The 26,278-nt window shown below is 61.6% G+C and carries 21 protein-coding genes; 7 read left to right on the top strand and 14 right to left on the bottom strand.

What is annotated here, in order from left to right:
* Window positions 1–17 precede the first annotated feature (17 nt).
* Entirely contained in the window at window positions 18–1,364 is a 1,347-nt protein-coding gene (gene oxlT, locus BCA01S_RS14020; RefSeq protein ID WP_027777431.1) for an oxalate/formate MFS antiporter, read from the bottom strand.
* 364 nt (window positions 1,365–1,728) lie between these two features.
* On the opposite strand from oxlT, the gene BCA01S_RS14015 reads away from it, so the two are divergent.
* Together BCA01S_RS14015 and BCA01S_RS14010 are read left to right on the top strand one after the other, a co-directional pair.
* On the top strand, window positions 1,729–2,676 hold the full coding sequence (locus tag BCA01S_RS14015; protein WP_027777430.1) for a LysR family transcriptional regulator: 948 nt from the start codon (window positions 1,729–1,731) through the stop codon (window positions 2,674–2,676).
* A gap of 96 nt (window positions 2,677–2,772) precedes the next feature.
* Complete coding sequence (locus tag BCA01S_RS14010) at window positions 2,773–3,078, top strand: hypothetical protein (RefSeq protein ID WP_027777429.1); 306 nt, start codon at window positions 2,773–2,775, stop codon at window positions 3,076–3,078.
* Window positions 3,079–3,167: 89 nt separating this feature from the next.
* On the opposite strand, the gene BCA01S_RS14005 is transcribed toward BCA01S_RS14010, so the two are convergent.
* The 7 genes from BCA01S_RS14005 to BCA01S_RS13975 form a co-directional block, all read right to left on the bottom strand.
* Window positions 3,168–4,193, bottom strand: a complete 1,026-nt coding sequence (locus tag BCA01S_RS14005) for an NAD(P)(+) transhydrogenase (Re/Si-specific) subunit beta (RefSeq protein WP_027777428.1) — start codon at window positions 4,191–4,193, stop codon at window positions 3,168–3,170.
* A gap of 63 nt (window positions 4,194–4,256) precedes the next feature.
* On the bottom strand, window positions 4,257–5,078 hold the full coding sequence (locus BCA01S_RS14000) for a fumarylacetoacetate hydrolase family protein (protein WP_027777427.1): 822 nt from the start codon (window positions 5,076–5,078) through the stop codon (window positions 4,257–4,259).
* Window positions 5,079–5,160: 82 nt separating this feature from the next.
* Entirely contained in the window at window positions 5,161–7,356 is a 2,196-nt protein-coding gene (locus BCA01S_RS13995) for an acetate--CoA ligase family protein (RefSeq protein ID WP_027777426.1), read from the bottom strand.
* A 101-nt stretch (window positions 7,357–7,457) separates the two neighbouring features.
* The gene (gene frc, locus BCA01S_RS13990) at window positions 7,458–8,705 is read right to left on the bottom strand and encodes a formyl-CoA transferase (protein WP_027777425.1); all 1,248 of its coding nucleotides are present in this window, start codon (window positions 8,703–8,705) and stop codon (window positions 7,458–7,460) included.
* 24 nt (window positions 8,706–8,729) lie between these two features.
* On the bottom strand, window positions 8,730–10,493 hold the full coding sequence (locus BCA01S_RS13985) for a thiamine pyrophosphate-binding protein (RefSeq protein ID WP_027777424.1): 1,764 nt from the start codon (window positions 10,491–10,493) through the stop codon (window positions 8,730–8,732).
* 514 nt (window positions 10,494–11,007) lie between these two features.
* Window positions 11,008–11,727 carry a GntR family transcriptional regulator gene (locus BCA01S_RS13980; RefSeq protein ID WP_027777423.1) on the bottom strand — a complete coding sequence of 240 codons (720 nt, stop codon included), beginning with the start codon at window positions 11,725–11,727 and terminating at the stop codon, window positions 11,008–11,010.
* Entirely contained in the window at window positions 11,705–11,923 is a 219-nt protein-coding gene (locus BCA01S_RS13975; RefSeq protein WP_027777422.1) for a hypothetical protein, read from the bottom strand. The genes BCA01S_RS13980 and BCA01S_RS13975 overlap by 23 nt, the downstream gene beginning before the upstream one ends.
* Window positions 11,924–12,278: 355 nt before the next feature.
* Here BCA01S_RS13975 and shiA point away from each other — a divergent pair, with 355 nt between their 5' ends.
* The 3 genes from shiA (at window position 12,279) to BCA01S_RS13960 (ending at window position 15,509) form a co-directional block, all read left to right on the top strand.
* On the top strand, window positions 12,279–13,595 hold the full coding sequence (gene shiA, locus BCA01S_RS13970) for a shikimate transporter (protein WP_027777421.1): 1,317 nt from the start codon (window positions 12,279–12,281) through the stop codon (window positions 13,593–13,595).
* A 371-nt stretch (window positions 13,596–13,966) separates the two neighbouring features.
* Window positions 13,967–15,370, top strand: a complete 1,404-nt coding sequence (locus tag BCA01S_RS13965; protein WP_027777420.1) for an L-lactate MFS transporter — start codon at window positions 13,967–13,969, stop codon at window positions 15,368–15,370.
* A 10-nt stretch (window positions 15,371–15,380) separates the two neighbouring features.
* Window positions 15,381–15,509: an MFS transporter small subunit gene (locus BCA01S_RS13960; protein WP_020068039.1), complete on the top strand. Its 129-nt coding sequence runs from the start codon at window positions 15,381–15,383 to the stop codon at window positions 15,507–15,509.
* A 73-nt stretch (window positions 15,510–15,582) separates the two neighbouring features.
* On the opposite strand, the gene BCA01S_RS13955 is transcribed toward BCA01S_RS13960, so the two are convergent.
* The 3 genes from BCA01S_RS13955 to BCA01S_RS13945 form a co-directional block, all read right to left on the bottom strand.
* Entirely contained in the window at window positions 15,583–18,441 is a 2,859-nt protein-coding gene (locus tag BCA01S_RS13955) for a YadA-like family protein (RefSeq protein WP_027777419.1), read from the bottom strand.
* 386 nt (window positions 18,442–18,827) lie between these two features.
* Complete coding sequence (locus BCA01S_RS13950) at window positions 18,828–19,253, bottom strand: DUF3830 family protein (protein WP_027777418.1); 426 nt, start codon at window positions 19,251–19,253, stop codon at window positions 18,828–18,830.
* 499 nt (window positions 19,254–19,752) lie between these two features.
* Window positions 19,753–20,676 carry a helix-turn-helix domain-containing protein gene (locus tag BCA01S_RS13945; protein WP_174447050.1) on the bottom strand — a complete coding sequence of 308 codons (924 nt, stop codon included), beginning with the start codon at window positions 20,674–20,676 and terminating at the stop codon, window positions 19,753–19,755.
* A 175-nt stretch (window positions 20,677–20,851) separates the two neighbouring features.
* Here BCA01S_RS13945 and BCA01S_RS13940 point away from each other — a divergent pair, with 175 nt between their 5' ends.
* A complete protein-coding gene (locus BCA01S_RS13940) occupies window positions 20,852–21,847 on the top strand; it encodes a helix-turn-helix transcriptional regulator (RefSeq protein WP_027777416.1) in 996 nt (331 codons plus the stop codon).
* Window positions 21,848–21,927: 80 nt separating this feature from the next.
* Here the strand turns inward: BCA01S_RS13940 and BCA01S_RS13935 are convergent, their stop codons facing one another.
* Complete coding sequence (locus tag BCA01S_RS13935; protein ID WP_020068034.1) at window positions 21,928–22,689, bottom strand: ABC transporter permease; 762 nt, start codon at window positions 22,687–22,689, stop codon at window positions 21,928–21,930.
* Window positions 22,686–23,612 carry an ABC transporter ATP-binding protein gene (locus BCA01S_RS13930; RefSeq protein WP_027777415.1) on the bottom strand — a complete coding sequence of 309 codons (927 nt, stop codon included), beginning with the start codon at window positions 23,610–23,612 and terminating at the stop codon, window positions 22,686–22,688. Before BCA01S_RS13930 ends, BCA01S_RS13935 begins: the two co-directional genes overlap by 4 nt.
* 413 nt (window positions 23,613–24,025) lie before the next feature.
* Between BCA01S_RS13930 and BCA01S_RS13920 the strand changes: the two genes are divergently transcribed.
* Window positions 24,026–24,409, top strand: a complete 384-nt coding sequence (locus BCA01S_RS13920; protein ID WP_027777414.1) for a hypothetical protein — start codon at window positions 24,026–24,028, stop codon at window positions 24,407–24,409.
* 193 nt (window positions 24,410–24,602) lie between these two features.
* On the opposite strand, the gene BCA01S_RS13915 is transcribed toward BCA01S_RS13920, so the two are convergent.
* Entirely contained in the window at window positions 24,603–26,258 is a 1,656-nt protein-coding gene (locus BCA01S_RS13915; RefSeq protein WP_244145988.1) for a tannase/feruloyl esterase family alpha/beta hydrolase, read from the bottom strand.
* Window positions 26,259–26,278 lie beyond the last annotated feature (20 nt).

Raw genomic sequence — 26,278 nt, 5'->3', positions numbered from 1 at the left:
GCGAACGGCTCGGCAGCCTATTCGCCGGTTTGCTCGGGCCAGTGGCTCAGCCGCGAGGCTTTGCCGTTACCCGCGACGGCGAGCACGCCCGGCTGAGGCTCGTCCTGCGAGTGGATCCAGCGGGAGCGCATCGGCGCCAGAATGAATTTCGCGGACACGCCGGCGACAATCGTAATCACAGCCGAAACAGTGAACACGAGGCTCCATCCACCCGTTGCCGACAACACCGACGCGACCGGCACCAGCAGCGAAGCCGTGCCCTTCGCGGTGTACAGCGTGCCGGCATTCGCCGCCGCGTACTTGCTGCCGAACGTGTCCGCGCAGATTGCCGGGAAGATCGAGAAAATTTCGCCCCAGAAGAGGAAGATCAGCGCGGCAAACGTCATGAACGCATACGGGTTCGTGCCGTACTCCATCATGCCGAGCAACGCGAGCCCTTCGCCGATAAAGATCGCGAACATCGTGTTTTCACGGCCGATCTTGTCGGAGATGAAACCGCACAGCGGACGCGTGAAGCCGTTGCAGACGTTGTCGATGGAAAGCGTGGCTGTCAGCAGCGGCAGCGTGACGCCGAAGATCGTCATGGGAATGCGCGCAAGGCCCCAGTCTTTCGCGATCGGGCCGATCTGCGCGGTTGCCATCAGGCCGCCGGCCGCCACCGCCACGAACGAAACGTAGATCACCCAGAACACTGGCGTCTTGATCATCTGGCCGGGCGTGAGGTCCACCTTCGACACCGCGAATTTCTTCCTGGCGGGCACGTGCTTGCGCAACACAGGCTTCACCAGCAGCATGGCGAGCAGCAGAATCGCGACGCCCTGCAAGATACCGAAGAAGAAGAACGTGTGCTCGTAGCCGGAGCGGGTAATCATGTTCGCAATCGGGATCACGGTCACTGCTGCGCCCGCGCCGAAGCCGGCGGCGGTCAGGCCCGCAGCGAGGCCGCGGCGGTCGGGAAACCATTTCAACGCATTGCCGACGCAGGTGCCGTACACACCGCCCGCGCCAATCCCGGCGATAACCGCGGAGACGTAAAGCATCGGCAAGGTCGTCGCGTACGAATTCATGACCCATGCAATGCCCGCGCACACCGCGCCGCCCGCCACCACTGGCCGTGGACCGAATTTGTCGACGAGCCAGCCTTCCAGTGGAACGAGCCAGGTTTCCGTGAGGATGAAAATCGCGAACGCCATCTGAATCGAGGCCTGGCCCCAGTGATGCCGCGCGTCCATCGGCGCGACGAACAGCGTCCACGCGTACTGCAGGTTCGCCACCAACGCCATGCACACCATGCCGATGACGAGCTGCCACCAACGGTTCGCCCAGAATACGCGGGCCGTGGTCTGTTGAGTGATATCGTCCATGTGCCTTGTCTCCGCAATTATTTAGTGCAGCCGGCCAACGCGCCGTGCTGTATGTGTCCCGCCTTATCGTTATGACCCGAAAAGCCTTGCAATTCGGGAATTTTTAATATCTGCGTCTTTAAATCGCTTCCTTTTAAAAAGCGAATTAATCATCGCCTTTTGGGAAGTTCTTAATTCCGACTAATCCTTTCTGCTGCTTTCCGCCGATCCCCTTTCGGTCCCGCCACGCCTGAATCCAAGCGTTAACCCGAGTGTGAGGCCGGCAGCTTCGTTTTTCTTTACAAACTCATGCTAGGGTCATTGCTGAATTACTAATAATTAAAGTTTGTTATTATGTTGATTCACGTTTGCTTATACATCGGCCATGACGATGCGCAATGCCACGCTCCGGCAGTTGAAGGTATTCGAGACCGTGGCGCGCCACTTGAGCTTTTCGCGCGCCGCCGAGGAGTTGCACCTCACGCAACCCGCCGTTTCCACACAGGTTCGTCAGCTTGAAGAGCACGCCGGCTTGCCGCTCTTCGAACAGCTGGGCAAAAAGATTTACCTCACGCCAGCCGGCACCGAAATGCTGCACTACAGCCGCGCGATCATTCAGCAGTTTCACGAAGTCGACGAAGCCATGAGCCAGTTGAAAGGCGTCTCCGGTGGCAAGCTGAATGTGGCGGTCATCAGCGCCGGCGACTACTTCTTTCCGCGGCTGCTCGCCGAGTTCACGCGGCGCTACGCGGGCGTCGTGCTGAATCTTGCGGTGCACAATCGCGAGGAGTTGCTGCATCAGCTCGCCACCAACCAGACCGATCTCGCAGTGATGGTGCGCCCGCCGCATGAGATGGACGCCACGAACGAGCCGTTCGCGCCGCACCCGTACGTGATCGTGGCCGCGCCTACGCATCCGCTCGCGCAAAAGCGCAACATCAGGATGAGCCAGTTGGCGAACGAGGCATTTATCGTACGTGAGCGCGGCTCGGACACCTGGAACTCCATGGAGGAAGGCTTCGCCGGTCGCCTCTCCAATCTGAAAATCGCGATGGAGATCAAGAGCACCGAGACTATCAAGCAGGCGGTCATTGCCGGCATGGGCATCGCGTTTCTGTCCGCGCACACGATCAGTCTCGAACTGCAGTTGGGCCACCTGGTCGTGCTCGATGTCGAGAGCTTCCCGGTCATGCTCAACTGGTATGTCGTTCATCGGAAGAACAAGCGTCTGCCGCCCGTTGCCGTGGCGTTCAAGCGCTTTCTGATGGAAGAGGGCGCGAGCCTCATCGAGAAGATCACGCGAGTGAAGGAACTGAGCGTGTATAAGCAATAGCCTATGGAAATCCAATAAAACTTTAACTATTGCAAATCGATCAGTACTTCTATGCTGCAAGCGAGTTCCATCACTTGTCAGCCCAGGAGGCCGATCATGAACCACGCTTCGGTTGCGACTCATGCCAGCGCACGGACAGCCCGCGCTACCGCCGACCATCCCAACGACCCGCATCTGAGCGCCTACAACGCCGCGTTCAGCGATCTGGGTCTGCGCTTTCGCTGGGACCACGCCACGCTCGACATTCTGAGCGAGTTCAACAGCGAAGCCGCTCGCATCACCGCTTTTATCGAGCGCTTTCACGCGCATCTTCATCGCGCTTATGACGCCGATTTCCTCGCTCAACTGATCCTGCAGAAGAAAGCGCAGTACTACAGCGAATTTGCCGCTACTGGCGAATGAGCAGCACGGCGGGAACATGTTCCCGCCGCGTAGAGACTCTGTGGCTCTCGTTCCCTCTGCTGACAGATAGGCCGTCGAGGTCTGTGCTTTCATCGTGGCAGGCTTCTTGGCTGTCGGCTTACCGAAGATCGGCTGGGCAGGCGGCGCGCCGCATATGCGCGAGTGTGCGATTGCCCGTTGCCGCTGTTATGCCAGCCTCGACGGCGGCGGTATGCTGCCGCGCGCACCATGCCGACCTCCCACGCCTCACGCATGTCTTCCGGCTGTGCGTCATGTCGCCCGTCCATCGCGACAGCAGTGCTGCCAACGCCGCCCGCGGCATGTGCATGCGCGTGGACGTTCGGACACTCGCAAAACGCGGAACACTCGGAATACTCCCGACTGAGCATCGCATGCACGCCTATTGAAGATGCAAGCGCACTGATTGCGAGCAGCGCGGCGAGTCCGAACGGCTGTACCGCTTCGGTCGCGAACCCATAGCCGAGCCATCCACACAACAGAAACGCAGCGACGTTGACGATGTCGTGGCCCCGACGCGCCGTCACACGAAGCGGCAACACGCCGCGCAATTTGCAGAATGCAATCGCCGATGTGGCGAACATCAACGCGCCGGCGAACACCGCCGTGCACAGTTCGATTCGCTCGAAGATCGCCTCGATCGACGACGGTAGTGACGATAGCGGCGATAAATAACGCGCGACGCCGGCGACCACGATCGACAGGCCCATACCGCTCGCCACCAGCGCGACGCGCGCGGCGCGCCATGCGAGATTGCGCCGACGCACGAACTGCGCACCGGCAACGGCGCCTGCAACTGCCGCGCAAATATCGGCGACGCCAGCACCGAGGCCCGCGGCGAACACGCCGGAAACGGTGGCGGCCAACGCGGCGGCACGCCAGCAAGGCTGACTTCCGGGCGCCGAATTCGAGCACGACCGCGAGTTATGAATCGGCATCCGCGGCGAGGGCCGCGGCATCAGAGGCAGCCCGTGTAACGGCAATGGCCCGAGCGCCGCGAGCACCGAGCCGAGCGCACAAGCCAACAGCCCGGCAAGCGTTGCCATCAACGGTATGAACATCCCCAGCCACACGGTACTGTCTGACGCTTGCGACACGCGTGCTCCTTCGTGTTCTCGATGCAACTCCGCGCGCTCGTGGCCCGCGGACCGACCCACCGTTCAAACGAGTCCCGCTACGACGCCTGGTTTCGGCGTCTCTGAACCGGCCGCGCGTGCCGAGTTCAGCGTGTTGCGCAACGTGCCGATCCCGTCGATGGAAACCGACACCGTCGCTCCGTCCTTGATCGACCCCACGCCTATCGACGTACCGCATGCGATCACGTCGCCGGGTTCAAGCGTGAGGTCTTGCGAAATAAGGCTTACCTGCTCGGCCGGCGAAAACACCATGTCAGAGAGCGGATAGTTCTGCCGCTCGACACCGTCGAGCATCGTCACCAGATTCGCGCTTTGCCAATTGAAGCCCGAGACGATCGCCGGGCCAATGCAGCAGAAAGTATCGAAGCCCTTGGCGCGGCACCATTGCGGAAAATGCGGATTCTCGTTGAGCAGATCGGCAGCGGTCACGTCGTTGACGAGCGTGTAGCCGAAGATCGCCTGAGCGGCCTCCTCGACGTCGGCATCCCGGCAGCGCCGGCCGATCACAATGCCCAGCTCTCCTTCATAGACGATCTTGCCCGCGTAGCTGGCCGGCCGGCGGATCGGCTCATCGGAGCCGATCACCGAGCCCGCTGGTTTCAGCAAAAAGAGCGGGTGCGTCGGCACCGGCTTCTCGAGCTTTGCGGCAAGCGCGTGATAGTTATTCCACAGCGCGACGATCTTGCCGGGCGCACAAGGCGCGAGCGGCGTCAGTGCGCGCGTCGACAACACCACGCCGGTCGGTACCGGCTGATCGAGACTTTCGTACTCGTGCAGGTAGGCACCTTCGACGCGGCCGAACACCACACCGCCGTCGTTCGACATGAAACGCATCCACGTATCCATATGCCGCTCCTTGAGCGCTTCGGCACGATCTTCCCCGCTGGTCGCGATGAAAACCGTGCCGCCTCCCGTTTTACGCGTCAGGTCAGATCAACCCGGCACCGCGCGCCCACTGATACTTCGCACCCAGCACCGCGACAGGAATCTCCGTCGAATACGCGTACGCGGGAACACCATGCGCATACAGGTACTCGGCCGCCTCTTCCACTTGCACGTCGCCCGCGAGCGATGCAACGATCGGCTTCTCGATGCCGCGCGCTTTCATCTCTTCCTTCACCTCGACAACGAGTCGCGCGAACACCATCGGCGGCGTGATGATCGTGTGCCAGTAGCCGAGAATGATCGCGTGAATGCGCGGATCTTCCAGCCCGAGGCGTATGGTGTTCTGATACGTCGACGGCGGCTCACCGCCTGTGATGTCGACGGGATTTCCGGCCGCGCCAAACGGAGGAATGAACTTGCGGAACGCGGCGTCGAGATCGGCGGGCATGGTCATCAGCGACAGGCGGTTGTCCACGCAAGCATCGGACAACAGCACGCCCGAGCCGCCCGCTCCGGTGATAATCACCACGTTCTCGCCCTTCGGCGTGGGCAGTTTCGGAATGCCGCGCGCAAATTCCAGCAGGTCGCGTAGAGATCGCGCGCGTATAACGCCGCATTGCTTGAACACGTCTTCGTAGATGCGGTCGTTGCCCGCAAGCGCGCCCGTGTGGGAACTCGCAGCGCGCGCACCGAGACTCGTGCGGCCCGCTTTCAACACCACCACTGGCTTCTTCTTCGAGACGCGCGCCGCCGTCTCCGCGAATGCGCGACCGTCTTTCAGATCTTCGCAATGCTGCGCAATGATGTCGGTGTTCTCGTCCTGTTCGAAGAATGTCAGCAGGTCGTCTTCGTCGATATCGGACTTGTTGCCGAGGCCTACAATGGCCGACACGCCCATCTTCGCCGAACGCGAGAAGCCAATGATAGCCATGCCGATACCGCCGGACTGCGAAGACAACGCCGCCTTGCCTTGCACATCGTACGGTGTGCAAAACGTTGCGCACAGGTTCTTCGGCGTGTAGTAAAAGCCGTAAATATTCGGGCCCATCAGGCGAATGTCGTATTCGCGCGCAATCGCAACGATTTCCTGCTGGCCCTCCACGTTGCCCGTTTCGGCAAAACCCGAAGGAATCAGCACCGCGCCGGGAATGCCTTTCTTGCCGACTTCCGTCAGCGCGCCGGCGACAAATTTTGCCGGAATCGCGAATACGGCAACGTCGATATCGCCCGGCACATCCAGCACGCTTTTATAAGCCTTGCGTCCCATGATCTCGTCGGCCTTGGGATGAATCGGATAGATCTCTCCCTGATAGCCGCCGTTGATCAGATTCTTCATGACCGAGTTGCCGATCTTGCCGTCCTCCGCCGACGCGCCAATGACAGCGACGCGGTCCGGCTTCATGATGCGGTTCATCTGCCGCACGATGTCTTCCTGACTCGGCCGGTAGCGTTCCACAGGCGGCTCGAAGTCGAGCACGATCCGTACGTCGGCGGCAATCGCGCCCCGCTTGCTCGCGAACACCGGGTTCAGATCGAGCTCCGATATCTCCGGGAAATCGGATACGAGCCGCGACACGTTTTCAATCAATCCCGCGAGCGCCTCGCGATCAACCGGCTCGCCGCCGCGCACGCCTTTGAGCATCTCGGCTGCCGCAATGCCGTCGAGCATCGAACGCGCGTCGTCGCGTGTAGCCGGGGCGAGGCGAAACGTAATGTCCTTCAGCACTTCGACGAGCACGCCGCCAAGGCCGAACGCCACCAGCTTGCCGAATGACGGATCGGTGACCGCGCCGACAATCACTTCCTGGCCGGCGCCGATCATCTGCTGCACCTGCACCCCGAGCAGATTCGCCTGCGCGTTATAGCGCTTCGCGTTCTCCATGATCGTCGCGAAGCCCTGCACGACGTCGGCAGCATTCTTCACGCCGACGAGCACGCCGCCCGCCTCCGTCTTGTGGAGAATTTCCGGCGAAACGATCTTCAGCACGACCGGAAAGCCGATCTCGGTCGCAAATTGCGCGGCTTCGGCCGCGGTCGTGGCGAGCGCTTCTTTCGGCACCGAAATGCCATAGACATCGCACACCAGCTTGCCTTCCGGCGCGGTGAGCGAGGTGCGGCCTTCCGCTTTGGCGTGATCGAGAATATGCCGCACGACGTCCTTGTTGGCGACCTGCGCGTGGCCGTCGGGCGTGTGGGCGGTGCCGCGTTCTTTCAGTGAGAGCGTGTCTTCGTATGCCATGTCCTGCCGTCTCCAATGCGGGTTCGAAAGGCGCCGCCCGGCACCGCGCTCGCCTGAATGGCGAGCGGCGGGCGGCTTGCACTACGGTTTTTCTAATGCGCCTAGATGGCGCCGGCGGTACGCAATGCGCTGATCTGTTCGGGTGAATAACCCAGTTCAGCCATGACTTCGTCGGTATGTTCGCCAAGCAGCGGCGAGCGCTTGACTTCAGTGGGGCTGTCGGACAGTTTGATAGGATTGCCAACTGTCAGATATTTACCGCGCGTCGGATGATCGACTTCGACGATCGTGCCGGTTTGACGCAGCGAGGGCTCTTCCGCGATCTCCTTCATCGAAAGAATCGGCCCGCACGGAATGTCGTACTTGTTGAGGATCTGCATGGCCTCGAACTTGGTCTTGGTCATGGTCCAGCGTTCGATCTCCGCGAAGATCTCTTTCAAGCGCGGCAGACGCGCGGCGGGCGTCGCGTAGTCGGGGTCGGTGGCCCACTCTTCCTTGCCGATCACGTTGCAGATCTTCGCCCACACCGGCGCCTGCGTGATGAAGTAGATGTATGCGTTCGGATCGGTCTCCCAGCCTTTGCACTTCAGAATCCAGCCGGGCTGACCGCCGCCAGATGCATTGCCCGCGCGCGGCACCGCTTCGCCGAACTTGCCGTTCGGATACTGCGGATACTCTTTCATTACACCGGTGCGTTCGAGCCGTTGCTGATCGCGCAGTTTCACGCGGCACAGATTGAGCACGCCGTCCTGCATGGCGGCGAGTACGCGCTGTCCCCGGCCGGTTTGGGTGCGCTGATAAAGCGCAGTGACGATGCCGAGCGCGAGATGCAACCCCGTGCCGCTATCGCCGATCTGCGCGCCGGTCACCACTGGCGGGCCGTCGTCGAAGCCCGTGGTGGATGCCGCACCGCCCGCGCATTGGGCGACGTTCTCGTACACCTTGCAGTCCTCATACGGACCAGGGCCAAAGCCTTTCACCGATGCAACGATCATGCGCGGGTTCAATTCCTGAATGCGCTCCCACGTAAACCCCATGCGATCGAGCGCGCCCGGCGCAAAGTTCTCCACCAGCACGTCGCATTTCTGGATCAGTGCTTCGAGAACCTGCTTGCCTTCGGGGTTCTTCGTATCGATCGTGACCGAACGCTTGTTATGGTTGAGCATCGTGAAGTACAAGCTGTCCACGTCCGGAATGTCACGCAGTTGTTCACGCGTGATGTCGCCTGCTCCGGCTCGCTCCACCTTGATCACGTCCGCGCCGAACCACGCCAGCAATTGCGTGCATGTCGGGCCCGATTGCACATGCGTGAAATCGAGAATGCGCACGCCGTCGAGTGCTTTGCCCATGTCGTGTCTCCTAAGGTATCCGTATTACTTGTACATGGTCTGGTTCTTCGTGCCCGGCGCGTACTCGCGCGGGTCGACCCAGATGTTGACGACAGCCGAGCGCCCCGTGCGATGAATCGCTTCGCGTGCACGCTGCAACGCACCCGCGATCTGCGCCGGGTCGCGCACTTCCTCGCCGTGGCCGCCGAGCATCTCGGCGAACTTGCTGAAGGGCACGTCGCTCAGCAGGTTGCCGACATTGCCGCGCTCGTCGCCATATTTGGCGAGCTGACCGTAGCGGATCTGGTTCATCGCCGAGTTGTTGCCGATCACCGCGAGGTACGGTGCGCCGAAGCGGTTTGCCGTTTCCATGTCGAATGCGGTCATGCCGAACGAGCCGTCGCCGTAGTAGCACAGCACTTCTTTCTGCGGATGCGCGATCTTGGCCGCAAGCGCGAATCCGGTACCGACACCGAGCGAGCCGAGCGCGCCCGGGTCCATCCATTGGCCAGGACGGCGCGGACGAACTGCTTGCGCGGAGATCGTCACGACGTCGCCGCCGTCGCCGATATAAACGGTGTCGTCGGAGAGAAACTCGTTGAGCTCGTAGGCCACGCGATACGGATGAATCGGCGTGCTGTTCGACTTGAAGAGCGGCATGAGTTTTTCAGTTGCCGTCGCTTCCGCGTCCTGCAACTGCGCCATCCACTTGCGGCGTGCCTGACGCTTGTCGTCCTTCAGGCGGCCGCTTGCGGCTTGCAATACAGCGGCGAGGATCGCACCCGGATCGCCGACCAGGCCGAGGTCGATATCGCGGTTCTTGCCGACAGTCCGGTAGTCCATGTCGATCTGCACAAGCGTCAGTTCTTTACTGATGCGCTTGCCATACCCCATCCGAAAATCGAACGGCGTGCCGACGACAATGAGAACGTCCGCATTGGCAAACGCCTGTGAACGCGTGCGGTCGAAGTGATGTGGATCGCCCGGCGGCAGCAGCCCGCGGCTCGCGCCATTGAAATAGCCGGGAATGTCGAGGCCGCGTAGCAGCGCGATCGCTTCCTCATGACCGCGGGCGGTCCACACCTGCTGTCCGTACAGAATCGCGGGGCGCTCGGAATTGACGAGAATGTCCGCGAGTTTCTCGATGTCGCGCGGGTCGCCAATCGATTTGGTCGACGCGCGATAGTGACCCGGCTGCGGCACGACCGCGCGCGTGAGGTCGACTTCGCGGTCGAGTACGTCACGCGGAATTTCCAGGTATGCCGGACCGGGCGCGCCGTTGAAGCACTCGCGCGCGGCCATCGAGATCATGTCGGCGACCCGCTCCGTGCTCGACACGCTGGCGGCAAACTTCGTGATAGGCGCCATGATGTCGACGTGCGGCAGGTCTTGCAGCGACCCCATCTTGTGCTGCGTCAGCGCTCCCTGTCCACCGATATGCAGGATCGGGCTCTCCGAGCGGAACGCGGTCGCGATGCCCGTCACCGCGTTCGTGCACCCGGGCCCCGCGGTGGTGACCACGCAGCCGAGCTTGCCGGTCTGCCGCGCATAGCCGTCTGCCGCGTGCGCCGCGACCTGCTCATGCCGCACGTCGATGATGCGAATCCCTTCGTCCACACAACCGTCGTAAATGTCGATGATGTGGCCGCCGCACAGCGTGAAGATCGTATCGACCCCTTCGTTTTTTAGCGCCTTCGCGACCAGATGGCCGCCCGAGACGACGCCCGCGTTGCGCGTCTTCTGCTTGAGCGTGTCTTCGGCGGTGGTGCTGGCTGTGCTTGGGTTCAGGGATGAAACAACTGCAGACATGGTCGTCTCCTGTGTGTCGACCGGAGCCCGCGCTCTTGCGCTCGGTCCGGTCCCATGCTTTGGCATCGATGGAGGTCTACGCGTGAGCGCTTACTCCGGTCCCATGAAAGACTGCTGCTTGGTGGTTCTGTAACGGTTATTGACTGATGCCCCGCTCCGGGACACGCCTTCGCGTTTTATCCTGACTTCTCCACATACAGTATGTGATATATCAATAAGTGGCAAGAGTTATCCAACGGCGTTTCCAACACTTGCATTCCCATGAAGAGCCTTACAGGACAAGGGATCGCTGCTTATCGCGCTTCGTCCTGACCATCGCTTCGAGGGAAAACACTGAGCAGCCTCAATAACCGCGCCCTGCTGATATATCACATACCACATTTCACAAGACGTCAAGCGCGGTGTTTCCCTACGCGCCAACCCGCAATGAAAAAAGCCCGCAGTGTGTGAACACCGCGGGCTTTTTTGCTTCTGATGCAAGACCGCTGGCAGCGGCCTCGTCTAACTTAAGTTGTCAGTCGAGAAAATCGCAATTCTTCTCCACGAACGCCGCCAGGTCGAGCGAATGCTGACGCGTAAGACGTTCGGCCAGTTCCGTGTCCCGCTTCTCCAGCGCCTCGATGATGCGTAAATGGTCGACGATCGACCGCGAAGCGCGATCGCTCTGCGAGATGGTCATGCGCCGGATCGCGCGCACGTGGATAAAAATATTCTTGATGGTGTCGAGAATGATCTGCGACTTCGACAACTCGACGATTGCCTGGTGAAAGGCGATGTTCGCGTCGGAATACTCGGCAATGTGCTCGGCCGGCGTGGCGTCGCGGAAATTGTCGAACATGTGCCGCAGGCGGGCGATTTCCTCGTCTGTAGCGCGCTGTGTCGCGAGACGCGCAGCCATGCTTTCGAGCGCGGCCCACATGTGGATCATTTCGACGATCTCGCGCTTGCTCTTGCGCACGATGTAGATGCCGCGACGGGGGACCATGCGCAGAAAGCCTTCCTGCTCGAGCAGCGTCATTGCCTCGCGCACCGGCGTCCGGCTTACTCCGAGCGTTTCGCTCAGCACGCGCTCGTCCAGACGGATTTCATCTCGAGTCTGGTAGATGTCCGCGTCGGCAATAGCCTGACGCAACATTGCGTAAGCCTGATCGCGCAAGCTCGCGCTTGCGCCGATAGGCTGTAAAGACAATGTCAAAGGAGTTGCCACTGCTTCAGTTTGAAGTTCCGACGACATTCATCGCCTCTTGTTGAACATGCATACGATAAGGCACTGCCGCTTCCGCGCGCTGCTCGTCAAGGCCGATGAAGCGGCCATGTTGCGCTGCGAGTTGCGCGACCGGCTGCGGAATCCAGCGGGCCAGCAGAACGGTGGCGGAACAGCCTAAGCCAACAACAGCGGCAGCCAGCAGCGAGAGAGGAACAAATTCCATTTGTAGCTCCAAACGATTGAGTGAACGAATGACTCAATCATATGCTGCATCGCCGCAAAAATCAATATTCGGTATGTAGTATATCAGCGACTGTTGTTTTCGTGGCACCTCTTACGGTAGCACGCACCGCTCCGTCCCGCCTGCCCTTCAATTAAACTCGCGCCGCTCCGTGTATACGCGGAAAACGCGCGCTATGCGCGCAGTAGCGTCCGAAGATCGCGCAGTATCGCCGAATTGCGGAGTGTTCGGCGCCTGCCTCGTATTAATCTTCCGCACATCCTGCAACCGATTAGCTGCGCAGGCATAAGCCGCGACGGCGCCGGTCGGCAGTGTTTCGAGAATCCAAGGAGACCGTATGAGCACCACCCTCTCGCCGGCCGCAGCGGCCGGCAATCGCGCGGCGCGCAGCCGGGCACGCAAAGCGGCGCTCGGCAGCTTCATCGGCGCTGTCGTCGACTGGTACGACTTTCTGCTGTACGGGATCGTTGCGGCACTGGTCTTCAACGCCGAGTTCTTTCCGAAAGTAAGCCCGGCGATGGGCACGCTGGCAGCCTTCGCCACATTCGGCGTCGGCTTTCTGTTCCGCCCGCTCGGCGGCTTCGTGTTCGGCCACTTTGGCGATAGGCTCGGCCGCAAGCGCATGTTGGTGCTCACTGTCATGATGATGGGCCTTTCTACCGCTGCAATCGGCCTATTACCGTCGTTTTCGACGATCGGCTGGCTCGCGCCGGTGCTGCTCGTCACGCTGCGCGCGATTCAGGGCTTCGCGGTCGGCGGCGAATGGGGCGGCGCAGCGTTGATGGCCGTCGAAAGCGCGCCGGAAAAGAAGAAGGCGTTTTACAGCAGCGGCGTGCAGGTCGGCTACGGCGTGGGCCTCGTGCTGGCGACGGGCCTCGTCGCGCTGATCAGCCGCTCGATGGATAACGCGTCGTTCATGAGCTGGGGCTGGCGCTTGCCGTTTCTGTTCAGCGTGGTGCTGGTGTTGATTGCGATGTGGATTCGCTCCAGCATGGAAGAGTCGCAGGAGTTCGTCGAAAAAGTCGGCGCGCGCGGCGAACGCAGTGTGCGGCTGCCGATTGTCGAAGCTCTGCTGCGTCATCCGAAGGCGTTCCTGCTGATCATTGCGCTGCGTCTTGCCGAGCTGTTCACGATGTACATCGTGACCGCGTTCGCGCTCAACTACTCGACCGCGAATCTTCACATGCCGCGCGAATTTTTCCTCACGATCGGCCTGCTCGTCGGCGCCGTGAGCTGCGTGACAATTCCGCTCTTTGCAATGCTCGCCGACCGTTTCGGCCGGCGCCGCGTTTATATCGTCGGCGCGCTCGTCGGCATGTTCAGCGCGGTGCCGTTTTTTCTTGCTCTCGAAGCGCGCTCCACCGTGTGGATCGTCGTGTTCGCCGTGATGCTCGCGAACATCGCGCATGACATGGTGGTAAGCGTTCAGCAGCCGATGTTCACCGAACTCTTCGGCACCGAATATCGCTACAGCGGCGCGGGCGTCGGCTACCAGGTAGCGAGTGTGGTTGGCGGCGGCTTCACGCCGTTCATCGCGGTCGCGCTGGTGAGTTTTGCCGGCGGTTCGTGGCACCCGGTGGCGGGCTACCTCGCAATCGGTTGCCTGATTTCAGTGCTAGTCGCCGCGAAGATGAAAACCGGGCGCACTGTCTGAATGACCGACCGCGGTTAAGAAAAAGCCGGCGTGGCGCGATTGCCACTGTCGGCTTTTTTTACTTTATGCCCTGGGTGGAACGGCCTTTTCGGTAGGCCGTACCTCGAATTGACGCGATGGCTGCCGCGATGTGACAGATCTTGGTCGCATTTCCTCGGGCAATGCCTTATGCACTTCTATCTCATATTGCCAACCCGGGCCTGCCGCCCTATCGTTCGACCAAGCAAGTTTCCAGCGGAATTTGCGCAGGTTCATATGAAGATCAGCCGCATATATGAACCAGCATCCAATAGCAATTTTTACGCCGCCAACACTAAAGCATTCGGTCTGATGCGCCGATAACAAAGACTTCGCTTTCCGGGAGACCGACCATGAGCAGTATCACCGAGCCGCAGCACAATTCAGGCTCCGCGCCATTCTTTTCCAAGGAAGCCACCATCGCAAAACCCGGGTTTTCGCGCTGGATGGTTCCGCCCGCGGCACTTGCCGTTCATCTCTGTATCGGCCAGGCCTATGCGTTCTCCGTGTTCAACGGCCCGCTCACCAAGGTTATCGGCATCACGCAATCCACTGCGGACGACTGGTCGCTGACCTCTCTCGGCTGGATTTTCTCGCTGGCGATCGTATTCCTCGGCCTGTCGGCGGCGTTTGCAGGCAAGTGGCTCGAACACGTCGGCCCGCGCCGCACGATGTTCACGGCTGCCTGCTGCTTCGGCGGAGGCTTCCTTATTTCCGCGCTGGGCGTGTACTTGCACCAGATCGTGCTGCTGTATCTCGGCTATGGCGTGATCGGCGGGATCGGGCTCGGCTTGGGCTACGTATCGCCGGTGTCGACGCTGATCCGCTGGTTTCCGGACCGCCGCGGCATGGCGACCGGCATGGCGATCATGGGCTTCGGCGGCGGCGCGATGATCGCGGCGCCGTTGTCGGTCGCGCTGATGAATCACTTCCGCAGCGCAACGAGCATCGGCGTAGCTGAGACGTTTATCGTGCTCGGCATCGTGTACTTCATCTCGATGTCGATTGGCGCCTTGGCCATTCGCGTGCCGCCGGCGGACTGGAAACCGGCAGGCTGGACTCCGCCGCAAACCTCGCAGCAAAAGATGATCACGCGCAACCACGTGCACATCGACGAGGCCCTGAAGACGCCGCAGTTCTATCTGATCTGGCTCGTGCTGTTCCTGAACGTCACTGCAGGCATCGGCATTCTCGGCCAGGCTTCGGTGATGATCCAGGAAAGCTTCAAGGGCACCGTGACGGCGGCCGCCGCAGCCGGCTTTGTCGGCCTGCTGTCGCTGTTCAACATGGGTGGCCGCTTCGTGTGGGCATCGGCTTCGGACTGGATCGGCCGCAAGAACACCTACTTCATCTTTTTCGCGCTCGGCGCGGTGCTGTACTTCCTGGTGCCGAGTTTCGCCGCGTCAGGTCAGATGGCGCTCTTCGTGCTGGCCTACTGCATCATCCTCACGATGTACGGCGGCGGCTTTGCGACGGTGCCCGCCTATCTCGCCGACATGTTCGGCACGGCATTCGTCGGCGGCATTCATGGACGTTTGCTGACCGCGTGGGCCGCGGCTGGCGTTGCGGGCCCGGTGCTCGTCAATTACATCCGCGCCTATGAAGTCGCGCACGGCGTGGCAAAAGCCGACGCCTACACGATGACGGTTCACATCATGGCCGTGCTGCTGGTGATCGGCTTCATCTGCAATCTGTTGGTCAAGCGTGTGGACGACAAGCATCACATGACCGACGCACAAGTCGCCAAGGGCGCATAAGGAGACTCGCATGTCGACCGTTCAACCCGTACACCCGACCAACAAGGTCAAGCTCGCCGTATTCTGGCTGTATGTGATGGTTCCTCTTGCGTGGGGCGTGTACAACACGCTCGCGCAAGCGATGAAGCTATTCCAGTAACCGCACCCGCACCCCGCCGTTTGCACGGTGGGGTGCCCGCCACCGGCACCTCTCGCCGCCTGCCTTCACCTCCTCACCACTGATACGCGGCGCCGGCGCCCACCGAGGTCGTCACCGAGCTAATGCCCGCGCTCAGCTTCACCTTGAAATTCTGCGCGACGCGCGCCGACAGGCCTACCGCCACCGCTTGATATCCCATGTAGCCCGCTGTGCCCACACCGATTGCGAGGTTCTTCGTAGCATCGACGTCAGGTACCATGTTCATCGCCATCGCCGAAGCCGTTCCGGCATAGGCGCGCCGGGCGAGATCGCCCATGCCGCTTTGGAACTGCTGCATGTTGACCGCGTCGGCCGCCGCCTGTCCCGGCGCGAGGTTGGTGATACGTCGCTCGTTGCCCGGCGAGCCTACGGAGACCGTATCCGGCTGATCCGCGAGCGACCCTTCGCCAAGCGCGACCGTGTTTGCAGCCGATGCTTTCGCGCCACCGCCTAAGGCCAGCGAACCGTTTCCGGTCGCCTGCGGAGCTTCTGCGGAACTGTTGACGGCCATGTAGCTATTGCCAGTGGCCGCATAGTTCTTGACGCTCTTGTCGATGCTGCTGATCTGCTGGTTGGTTTGCCACAGCTGCGCGCCGGTGACCGCGTCGCTGCTGGTTGCCGAGACCTCGCCATTCTTCAGGTTGGTCAACTGCACTGCCGGCGCATTAGCCGATATGCCGCCGAGCGTGACCTTGTCATGGGCCGAGCTGTCGTACTGAAGCGCGTTCGCGACCGTTCCGCCGATGCGGCCGACTGCGCTTTGCAAGCCGGCGATATCACCGCTGTTCTGCGTGACACGGCCATCGAGATTGCTGAGCGCGCCGCCGACAGTGTTCACCACCTGGCCGCCCACCCTGTACGACGGCGCGCTAACCGAGCCGTCGGCATTCACCGTGGAGCCGCCGCCTAGCGCCGTGGCCGTACTCGTTGCCTGCGCGAAGAGTTGCGAGCCGTTGACCGCTTCGGTACTCGCCGCGTTCAGCGAGCCCCGCGCGACGCCGGTCACCACGCGATTGCCCAGCGTACCCGCCACGCTGATTGCCCGGCCGTCCGTGGACGCACCGATCTGGATGACGCGCGAGGCCGGATCTTGCGTCACGAGGCCAACGCCGCCAATCTCGACTTTCTGTTGCAAGGTGGTCAACCCGTTGTCGAGCGAGCCGAGCGCATCGCCGACGTTGCTCTGCGTCCTGCCTTGCACGTGATACGACGGAGCAATCACCGAACCGTCGATACCGACCTGTGCGCCGCCGCCAAGTCCGGCCACAACCGGACTGAACTGCGCGAAGTTGATCGCCGACGTGTCCGTCCGGCCCGCCGCGACGCCGGTCAATTGGCGTGCGCCGCCGGTGCCCGCAAAATCGACGCGTGCGCCATTCGTATTTTGTCCAACGCTGATGATGCGCGACACCAGGTCTTGCTGGACCACCCCGATCTCGCCGTTCGTAATCTGGTTCGCAACGTTCGTGAGGTTGCCCTCGAGCGTGGTGGTGCGCGTGTCGAGCCCGGCGATCTTCGTTGTGTTCACGTTCACGCGCTGATCGAGGTTGGCAATGTTCGCCGTGTTGGTGCCGACGCGCGCGTCGAGGGTCGCGATGTTGTCGCTGTTCGACGCTATCGCCCGATTGGCAGCGAACAGTTGCCCGCCGTTCACTGCGTCCACGCTGTCGCTCGTGAGCTGCCCAGCGCTGACGTTGGTCACGCGAACCGGCGCGCCGGCGCTGCCGAGCGTCATGCTGTCGTGCACGGAAGAGTCGTATTGCACCGAATTGGCGGTGGCCGCCGCGATCGCGCTCGCGCCTGCCGCCGTACTCGCCGCGGTACTGGTTGCAACGCTCGTCGTGACTGCTGCCGCCAGAGCCGATCCGACGTCGCCATATGTAATTCCGCCGATGCTGTAGGCAGGGGCCTTTGCGGTGCCATCTACATTCACCGCCGACCCGCCGCCCAGCGCCGCGGCCACACTCGCCGCGTTGCCGTACAGCTGCGCACCGTTCACGGCGTCGGTGCTCGACGCGCCAAGCGCGCCGCGCGACAGGCCGGTGACCGTGCGGTTGCCGTTCAAGCCCGCCACGTTGAGCCGAATACCTGTAGACGACGGCCCAACCAGGATGTCGCGCGTACCAAGATCCTGTTTGACAAGGCCGATGCTGCCCGACACGATTTGCGACTGCAGTGACGTGATGCCCGTGTCCAACGAAGTAAGCGCGTTGCCGACGGTGGTTTGCGTGCCAGACTGCACGTAGTACTTCGGGCCGACTGTCGAGCCGCTCGCACTGACCGATGCGCCGCCGCCCAATGTCGACACGACCTGCTTGAGTTGCGTCACATTGACCGCCGACTGCGCTCCGGTGCCCGCCGCGACGCCGAGCAGCTCGCGCGCCCCGCCGAGTCCGGTGAAGTCTACGGACCGGCCATCAATGCCTGCGCCAACGGTGAGATTGCCCGTACCGGGATCTTGCCGAACCAGCCCGATCTGACCGTTGTCGAGGTTGCTGGCGAGGCTGGAAAGGCTTGCCGAATTCTGCGCTACCGCCTCATTCGTTGCGTGGAGTTGCGCGCCTGTTACCGCGTCGGAACTGCTCGCGTTCAGCGCAGCTTGCGCCAGGTTAGTCAACTTGACGGGAGTACCCGAGTTGCCGAGCGTCGCCATGTCATGCGCTCCGCTGTCGTAGAACAACGCGTCGGCCACATTCGCGCAGCCGGCTGGCGCGCACTCCTGAGCGCCAGCCGGCTGCGCAAACACCAGCGCGCCGACCAGGCCAGCGCTCGCAGCGGCCACGGCCCGGCATACCGAAGCGCATGCTGCACCGCCGCTTTTCGCTGCTTCGGACACCGCCACGTACACGCGCCTCGCTTCGTTCCACACAGTTTTATAGGTCTTGTTCAACATTCCTCCCACTCGGAATCGATTAATCTTTGCCAATATTTTCTTATGTCATCCTAAGTATTATTTGAAATGGACAGACTCGGGACGCACCGGATTAACCGGCAAACAAGGCTTAAACCCCGAGTGTGCAGCCGCCTCCGGGATTCGCGCATACGACTAATCCTAAAAGCGAAATTTTCGCTTGAATTAGCTAAAAGGCATAATGCGATTCAGACGGAAATTGCCAAATGTCTTAATGCGGAATCTGCGTGATTAAGCGGCTTTGAGTGGAATGCTGAGAGTGGCCGAGAACCGGCCTGGAAGAAATACGAGCCAGTCAATGCTGGCTCGTAAGTAGAAAAACTGTGGCGCTGCGAGCGTCGCGGCGCGGTGCCAAATGCTGGGCGCGCTCAGATCTTTTCGAAGAGCACGTCTTGCGCGCCTTCCCACAGCACTTTGACGCCGACTTCGCGCAAATTCTCCTTGCCTTCGACGATGGTCAGGAAATGGTTGCCCGCGAGCTGCCCCATCTTGCTCGCGAAGCAGCACGAGCCATAGGCGATGAGGAGTTCCGTTTCGCTGTAGCCACCCGGATAAAACAGAATGTCGCCGACCGACGGATGGCTCGTGTGGTTCTCGAAGCCGACCACCGCGCCGTCGTTCTCCAGCTTGAACTCGCCGAGCGGCACCCAGCAGCCTTCGCCACTCCATCGCACATGGATGATCTTCTGGCGGTACGGCAACAGCTTCAGGAAGGCGGCCACGGTTTGCGGCGCGTCGGGATTCGTTTCGGCGATAAAGACGTGGCCGCAGGAGGTGATTCGAAGTCGGGTCATCGCTAGGTATCCGGTAAGTCGGTGAGATGAGGATGAGGATGGTCGGTCGGATGCGGCTCGGGCCAAGCTGTGGGCCGGTCATTCTGTCGTCCCGTGCAAGGCTTAGACAGATACAGTTCGCAACCCGCCTGTCAGGCCAGTTCGATCCGTAAGGCGCGGCGCCTATCACAGCGTGCGCGCGGAAGCGGCACCCCCCGTGCCAGATTCGCCCCACGTTGCGCCACGAATGTTCGTAGTTTGCAAGCCGCGCAATGCACAGCACACTTCGAAAGGTGCGTGATTCCTACAGACGGCATTCCGGCTAAGCCTTCCCTTGCACGGCGCAGTCGACAGGCCGCCAACCCAAAGCGCGAAGAAAGGCGCAGCGCCGCCAGGCTTCGGAGGGCGCCGCTTGCACCTGCGAGTGCAGCGGTCCCCGTTTCTCACCGGCCGTTGCCGGAACCCCGCCTGTGGCTACACTGTCCACTTGCCCGCCGTTGCTGGCGCGCCATCCGCCTGTTCAGCCGCGCAGCCGGTAGCCAAGCGGTGTGACGCCGTAATCGCGCTTGAACTGTACGGAGAAGTGACTGGCATTCTCGTAACCAACAGCAATCGCAATCTGCAGCACCGTCTGATCGGTCGAACGCAGCAGCTTCGCCGCTTGTTCGAGCCGCAAGCGCGTCACGTACTGGTGCGGTGTTTCGCCAGTTTCACGGCGAAACACGCGAGCAAAGTGGAAGCTGCTTAAACCAGCCTGCGCGGCGAGATCGCCAATGGCCAGATCCGCGCCAAGATTCGCGCGTATGTAGTCGGTCACGCGGCGGATGCGGCGCGGTACCAGCCGTTCGGGCTGCGCGAGGCGCGCCGTCTCCGCTTGCCGGCCGCCCGAATAATGTTGAAGAAGATGCGCGGCGAGCGCGTGAAGCAGCGCATCGACATAAAGCCGTGAGTCGGCCGGATCGCTGGCGGCGCGGTGCAATGCGTTCAGCATGGCGGCGACCAGCGGGTCGCGGAACCGCATTGCGTCGCTGAGCGATAGCTCGCGGCGCGATCCGTCGAGCTCCATCTGATCGGCCACGCTGTCGATCAGGCTGCGCTCAATATGTAAATGGACGGTCGACAGCGGCTTATCGCTGATCGAACGCCACCGCCAGGAGACCGGCGCGGGCGGCACGTACCAGACGTCGCCCACTCGAAGGTCGGCGCTTTCCCAGCGCCCGTTCAGATTGCGCTCGAGATGCTCGGCGCCGCTCGCGAGCGTCATCAGCGTGAGGTCTTGCAGACCGGGTGCTTCCAGCAGTTCCTGCTCGTCCGGTTCGAGATAGGAGCGCAACACCAGGTGCCGCCACGGGCGATCCACGCTCGACACCAGTTTTTGGCCCGCCATGTAGCGGTCGTAGGCAAGCGTCGTTGTCAGCTTTGGAATTCGTGTCATCACGTCCATTCCCAAGGAGGTGCCGTATGCAAATGAGAGAACTCTGTCACACCCGCGTTACCGGTCGGCTGTCAGCGCAAGATCGCGAAAATGATAGCAAGGAACCGGCTACCGCAATTTTCGGAAATAGCTAATCATTAGGGTGTCGTCTTTCACGCGTTTCGAACGCCGGAGCTACCGTTTCATGGAACACGAATGCGATACGCTGCCGCATTGGCTGACCGGTTCGCCGCAGGGCGAATCCGGCCATGCATCCGCAGCATACAACCCGGCGGTCACCGCACAACCGGCCTACCCGGCCGGCACGCGGCAGCCCGCCAAGTCAGCCCACGCGGCTGACGCATCGATGGTATCGAGCCGCGCGGCAGCAGGTGCGGCGCCCGCTGGTTTCCTGACCCTCTTCACCGAGGAGGAGATCGGCACGCCCGCGCCCGCCGCACGGCGCGCGCCTGTCATCAGTCCGCTGGTACGTTTTGGCAGTGCGCAGGACCGCATCGAATTTGTGCGGCAACGCATCAGGCAATTGGGGTTCAACTCGTTCAGCTATACGGCCACGCGCACGTTCGCGCATCGCAAGACAATGTTCGTGCTGACGAGCTACGAGTCGCAAAGCTGGCTGACGCGCTATTTCCGCGAGCGCTATTTCGAGCTCGATCCGCGCGTGGCGCTGGCCTCGCCGACCGGCATGCCGTTCCTCTGGAACACGGTCGACATGCGCGCCGACCTGCCGCGCGCGCAAATGCGCAGCGAGCGGCTCGGCGGCCTGATCGACATGCTGGAGGCGACCGGCCGAAAGAGCGGCATTCTCACGCAGATGCCGCTGCCCGAGCCGGAGTTGAGCGCGAGCCTGTGCTTCAATTCGGAGATCGGCAATCCACGCTGGATGACCGAATCGATCGTCGCCGAAACGCTGATGTTCGCCCACACGATTCATGAATTCATCTGGACGCACGCGAAAAGCGTAATCGGCATGACGCCCGAGCAGCAGCGCGTCACGCTGAGCGAGTTGCAGCACGCGGTGCTGAAGGCGGTATTTCAGGGGCAGCGCGACAAGGAAATTGCGTATTTCCTCGGGCTGTCGCCGCATAACGTCGACTATCACCTGCGGCGTCTGCGGCAATTGTTCAATGTTCGCAACCGCGTGCAGTTGATCAATGTCGCGAAAGCGTACGTGTCGTAGACCAGGGCGGTATTGCAGTAACCCATGCGAACGGCATGACGGCGAGCGCCGTCATGCCGTTCTCTTATCAGCAGAATTAATCAGCTCTTGAGCCGGTAACCCGTCTTGAAGATCCACGCAACGATCGCAAGAAACACGGCCAGGAAGAGAGCCGTCATAGCGAGACTCACCTCGACGTTGACATCCGCGAGTCCGTAGAAGCTCCAGCGGAATCCGCTCACCAGATAGACGATCGGATTAAATAGCGTCACGACTTTCCAGAACGGCGGCAGCATGTTCACCGCATAGAAGCTCCCGCCGAGAAACGTGAGCGGCGTAATGATCAGGAGCGGAACCAGTTGCAGCTTCTCGAAGCTATCCGCCCATATGCCGATAATGAATCCAAGCAGGCTGAAGGTAACCGCCGTCAGCACGAGGAACAGGATCATCCAGAAAGGATGCTGCACTTGCAGCGGCACGAACAGGCCCGCCGTCGCGAGAATGATGAGCCCGAGCAGGATCGACTTGGTCGCCGCCGCGCCCACGTAACTCACGACGATTTCCAGATACGACACTGGCGCCGACAACAACTCGTAGATCGTGCCGGTGAAACGCGGAAAGTAAATGCCGAACGACGCGTTCGAAATACTCTGCGACAGCAACGACAACATGATCAGTCCCGGCACGATGAACGCGCCGTAGCTAATGCCGTCCACCTCCTTGATACGCGAGCCGATGGCCGCGCCGAACACGACAAAGTACAGCGATGTGGAGATCACCGGCGCGATGATGCTTTGCATCAGCGTGCGCCAGGTGCGCGCCATCTCGAACTTGTAGATCGCGCGAATGGCGTAGAGATTCATTGGTTACCTCGAAGCAGACTCACGAAGATGTCTTCAAGCGAACTCTGCGTGGTGTGCAGGTCCTTGAAACGGATGCTGGCGTCGTCGAGCGCCTTGAGCAGCGCAATGATGTCGGTGCGGCCGCCGTCGCCTTCATACGTGTAGATCAACTCGTTGCCGCCCTTCGCGACATCGAGGCCATAGCCTGCAAGCGCCGCCGGCAACGCGGAGAGCGGGGTTTCCAGCTGCAGCGTCAACTGCTTTTTGCCGAGCTTGCGCATCAACTCCGTTTTCTCTTCGACGAGCATGATTTCGCCGCCGTTGATCACGCCGATGCGGTCCGCCATTTCCTCCGCTTCGTCGATGTAATGCGTAGTGAGGATGATCGTCACGCCGCTTGCCGCGAGCGAGCGCACGAGCTTCCACATATCACGGCGCAATTCGACGTCGACGCCCGCCGTGGGTTCGTCGAGAAACAACACGCGCGGTTCGTGCGACAGCGCCTTCGCGATCAGCACGCGCCGCTTCATGCCGCCGGATAGCGTGATGATCTTGCTATCGCGCTTTTCCCACAGCGACAGGTCGCGCAGCACCTTCTCCACATACGCAGGGTTCTTCGGCTTGCCGAACAAGCCACGGCTGAACGACACGGTCGCCCATACGGTTTCGAACGAATCGGTGGTGAGTTCCTGTGGCACGAGCCCGATTAACGAGCGCGCGCCGCGATAGTCGGCGGCGATATCGCGGCCGTCGACCGTCACGCTGCCTTCGCTCGCGTTGACAATGCCGCAGACGATGCTGATGAGCGTGGTCTTGCCCGCCCCGTTCGGCCCCAGAAGGGCAAAGATTTCTCCCCGGTTGATCGCCAGATTGATGTTTTTTAGCGCCTGAAAACCGCTGGCATAGGTCTTCGACAGATTCTTGACTGAGACGATTGGCTGCATGGATTCGACGATGGCAGACACCGCTGTGAAAGTGGAGGAAATGACGCGCAAGCGCGACCGCACCCGCAATGTAATGGAATCTGCGAAAGCGTGCAGCGAAAGGATCGCGCCGCAGTGAAAGCCTCCGCGGCGGTGCATGCCGCGATTCTCGCCGCCGAGGCCTTCGCTGCGCTGCAAGAAAGTTCGGTTTCCGTAGCGATATCAGCTGAACGCAACTGCAATGCGAGCGCCGGTCCAGGACGTGCAGACGGCAGGTGCCGCGCCGCCTCAGGAACGCGTCATGCTCGAATCCTCGCCATGCTGCTGCGCCGGCGCGTTTAGCGCCGGCACCTAAGGCACAGTGCTTGCTGCAGTCTTCGCATGTGAGTGCGACGCGCTCGCGTGACATCGATCGACTCTAATGGAGATGAACCATGAAACGCTTTACCAAGACGATTTTCGCATCGGCGCTTGTAGTGGCACTCTCAGGCGGAACCTTTGCACAGGCGGGCGGCGGTGCGGGCGGTGGCGCTGGCGCTGGCGCTGGCGCGGGGGCAGGCGGTTCGGGCGGTAACGGCGTGGGCGCCGGCGGCGGCACAGCGGGCGGCGCAGGTGGAACCGCAACCCCGGGCGTGGGCCCCGGCGCGATGAAGCACCCGGGCGACTCGGGCTATGGCTCGCCGGGCGTGACCGGCACCGGTGGCGGCATGGGCACGGGTACCGGCGCGTCGCCGAATAGCGCGACCACCAATCGCTCCAGTAACGGCACGAGCAACGGTACGGGCAGCACCAACGGCACGATGAAGAACGGCCAGTAACGAAGGTCAGTGTTCACGCAGCTTTTTACGCTGCACAAGTGGCGTTGAGAAGGACGGCGGTGCCGCTGCGCGGCATCGCCGTCCTTTTGTTTTTCGAGCCGCGCTGCGACGCTTGCAGCCAGTTAGTGGATTTTGCAACGGCTCCAATGTAAAGAAGTCGCGCGTTGCATCGAAGTAGAATCGCAGCACATGGTCAGGGTTCCGTGCACACGAAGCTGCTTGCAAGATTCACATTGCCCTTACCCGTATAGCGTGGAAACAGCGGATAGCGGCACAGTGGGCGCGAGCGTCCATTGGTCGCCGCAGCGATGTCGGTGGCGATCAACGTTTCCGGCGACGCGCCACGCGTCACCCAGTTGTCGAGCGCACCGAGCAGGTCCACCGAAGGAATGAATGCGCCGCTACCGTGCTGAAAACCGGGCACCATGTAAAGGCGCATGAAACGATTGACCTGGTCCACGCCGTAGCGATCGACCAATGCCTGATGGTAGGCAATCGTCTGATTCGGGCTAATGACTTCGTCGGCGAGACCTTGCAGCGTAATGAGCTTGCCGCCGCGCGCAATGTAGCGCGCAACGTCCGTATTCATCGCGCCGATGGTTTCGGAAAGCGCGGTCAACTGTGCGCGATATTTGCCCGGACGTTGCGGGTCGAATCTGAGCGAGTCGAACTCCGCGTCGCGCGCAACGAAGTAGCGTACGTAGCCGTCGCCCTGCGCGAACAGATAGCCATTAGCAAAAAATCTGGGCACGGCCAGGCGCTCCGCTTGATGTCCCAACCCGAGCGAGCCTGTCAGGTGCGTACCCTGAAACACGTTGTAGCCGCGATAGCCGGCGACATCCCAAGCGAGTTTGTACGGCAGCGACAAGCCGTCGCGCATCACCATCAACGTGGCGAGTTGCGACTCGCTCAGGCATTGCTCGTTCGAAGGCGAGCGTCCCGCGCAACGCAACGACTCAATGATTTCCGATTCATGCTCGCGGCATGCGGGGACGTCGCTCACAATACCGTCCGCGGCGCCGTCCAGCCGGTCGCAAACGCCGAGTGTGCGTTGATAGACCTGCTCCAGCAGCAACGGCGGAACATAGCCACCCGGCGTTGCATATTCCGCCTGGCCGAGCTTGACGCCGATCAGGCGAACGCCCGAAAAGTTGAGCGCGGGCGAGTTGGCGATCACGCCGTCGTAGTCGTCGGGAAAGCGCTGTATCACCGTGTAGCCTTCGCGGCCACCCGTTGAGCCGCCGCCAAAGTACATACGCTGCGGCGGCCGGCCATAAGCGCGCGCAATCAGTGCAAGCGCGGCGTCGTGCGTCTTCTTCAGATGCGCGTAGCCGAAGTTCGTCACGGCTTCGTCGACGAGACCGAACACCGCGAGCGAGGAATCGCCGACATGTCCGGAATCGTCGCCGAAGGTCGCATAGCCTTGCGCGAGCGGCGCGCGGTCCGGCGAGAACGGCATCACGCCCGTGCCGCTGACCACGACGCCGTTATAGCCGCCTCCGCCGATTTGCAGCGCGCGGCCGTTCCAGCGCCGCGGCAGATTCAGGTCAAAGCGGATGTCGGGTGTAGTCGCTTTGAGCGCCTTGATCCGACCCGTGATGCGGCAATACTCGCCGCCTTGCTGATTGCCCGGCGCGGTTGCGCCGACCATCGATGCGCTCTCGATCTGCGCGCCGGCCGTGGGCAACGCGATCACTTCCGGCGGCAACACGGCGCCCGCGAATTCGGCGCAACGCATGGAGAGCGGTGCATCTTTCTGCGCGGCGAACGCCGTATGAGCGCCGGTCCCCAGCAGAGTACCGGCAACGGTGGCCGCGAGCGCCCATGCGCGGACACCTGAAGTTCGCATGAAACGCATGCGGCGCGACC

The organism is Paraburkholderia caledonica NBRC 102488 (assembly GCF_000685095.1).
In the GTDB taxonomy this organism is placed as follows: domain Bacteria; phylum Pseudomonadota; class Gammaproteobacteria; order Burkholderiales; family Burkholderiaceae; genus Paraburkholderia; species Paraburkholderia caledonica.
Note: the sequence above shows the minus strand (reverse complement) of the source record. Positions and strands in the feature narration are given on the sequence as shown.

What these genes read in the sequence shown, in the direction of transcription:
- shiA (WP_027777421.1), top strand. Translation starts at nt 12,279, where the DNA reads ATGAGCACCACCCTCTCGCCGGCCGCAGCGGCCGGCAATCGCGCGGCG.
- BCA01S_RS13940 (WP_027777416.1), top strand. Translation starts at nt 20,852, where the DNA reads ATGGAACACGAATGCGATACGCTGCCGCATTGGCTGACCGGTTCGCCG.
- BCA01S_RS13980 (WP_027777423.1), bottom strand. Translation starts at nt 11,727, where the DNA reads ATGTCGTCGGAACTTCAAACTGAAGCAGTGGCAACTCCTTTGACATTG.
- BCA01S_RS14000 (WP_027777427.1), bottom strand. Translation starts at nt 5,078, where the DNA reads ATGGATACGTGGATGCGTTTCATGTCGAACGACGGCGGTGTGGTGTTC.
- BCA01S_RS14010 (WP_027777429.1), top strand. Translation starts at nt 2,773, where the DNA reads ATGAACCACGCTTCGGTTGCGACTCATGCCAGCGCACGGACAGCCCGC.
- BCA01S_RS13985 (WP_027777424.1), bottom strand. Translation starts at nt 10,493, where the DNA reads ATGTCTGCAGTTGTTTCATCCCTGAACCCAAGCACAGCCAGCACCACC.
- oxlT (WP_027777431.1), bottom strand. Translation starts at nt 1,364, where the DNA reads ATGGACGATATCACTCAACAGACCACGGCCCGCGTATTCTGGGCGAAC.
- BCA01S_RS13960 (WP_020068039.1), top strand. Translation starts at nt 15,381, where the DNA reads ATGTCGACCGTTCAACCCGTACACCCGACCAACAAGGTCAAGCTCGCC.
- BCA01S_RS13930 (WP_027777415.1), bottom strand. Translation starts at nt 23,612, where the DNA reads ATGCAGCCAATCGTCTCAGTCAAGAATCTGTCGAAGACCTATGCCAGC.
- BCA01S_RS13995 (WP_027777426.1), bottom strand. Translation starts at nt 7,356, where the DNA reads ATGGCATACGAAGACACGCTCTCACTGAAAGAACGCGGCACCGCCCAC.
- BCA01S_RS13950 (WP_027777418.1), bottom strand. Translation starts at nt 19,253, where the DNA reads ATGACCCGACTTCGAATCACCTCCTGCGGCCACGTCTTTATCGCCGAA.
- BCA01S_RS13915 (WP_244145988.1), bottom strand. Translation starts at nt 26,258, where the DNA reads ATGCGAACTTCAGGTGTCCGCGCATGGGCGCTCGCGGCCACCGTTGCC.
- BCA01S_RS13920 (WP_027777414.1), top strand. Translation starts at nt 24,026, where the DNA reads ATGAAACGCTTTACCAAGACGATTTTCGCATCGGCGCTTGTAGTGGCA.
- frc (WP_027777425.1), bottom strand. Translation starts at nt 8,705, where the DNA reads ATGGGCAAAGCACTCGACGGCGTGCGCATTCTCGATTTCACGCATGTG.
- BCA01S_RS13975 (WP_027777422.1), bottom strand. Translation starts at nt 11,923, where the DNA reads ATGGAATTTGTTCCTCTCTCGCTGCTGGCTGCCGCTGTTGTTGGCTTA.
- BCA01S_RS13965 (WP_027777420.1), top strand. Translation starts at nt 13,967, where the DNA reads ATGAGCAGTATCACCGAGCCGCAGCACAATTCAGGCTCCGCGCCATTC.
- BCA01S_RS13955 (WP_027777419.1), bottom strand. Translation starts at nt 18,441, where the DNA reads ATGTTGAACAAGACCTATAAAACTGTGTGGAACGAAGCGAGGCGCGTG.
- BCA01S_RS14015 (WP_027777430.1), top strand. Translation starts at nt 1,729, where the DNA reads ATGACGATGCGCAATGCCACGCTCCGGCAGTTGAAGGTATTCGAGACC.
- BCA01S_RS13945 (WP_174447050.1), bottom strand. Translation starts at nt 20,676, where the DNA reads ATGGACGTGATGACACGAATTCCAAAGCTGACAACGACGCTTGCCTAC.
- BCA01S_RS13935 (WP_020068034.1), bottom strand. Translation starts at nt 22,689, where the DNA reads ATGAATCTCTACGCCATTCGCGCGATCTACAAGTTCGAGATGGCGCGC.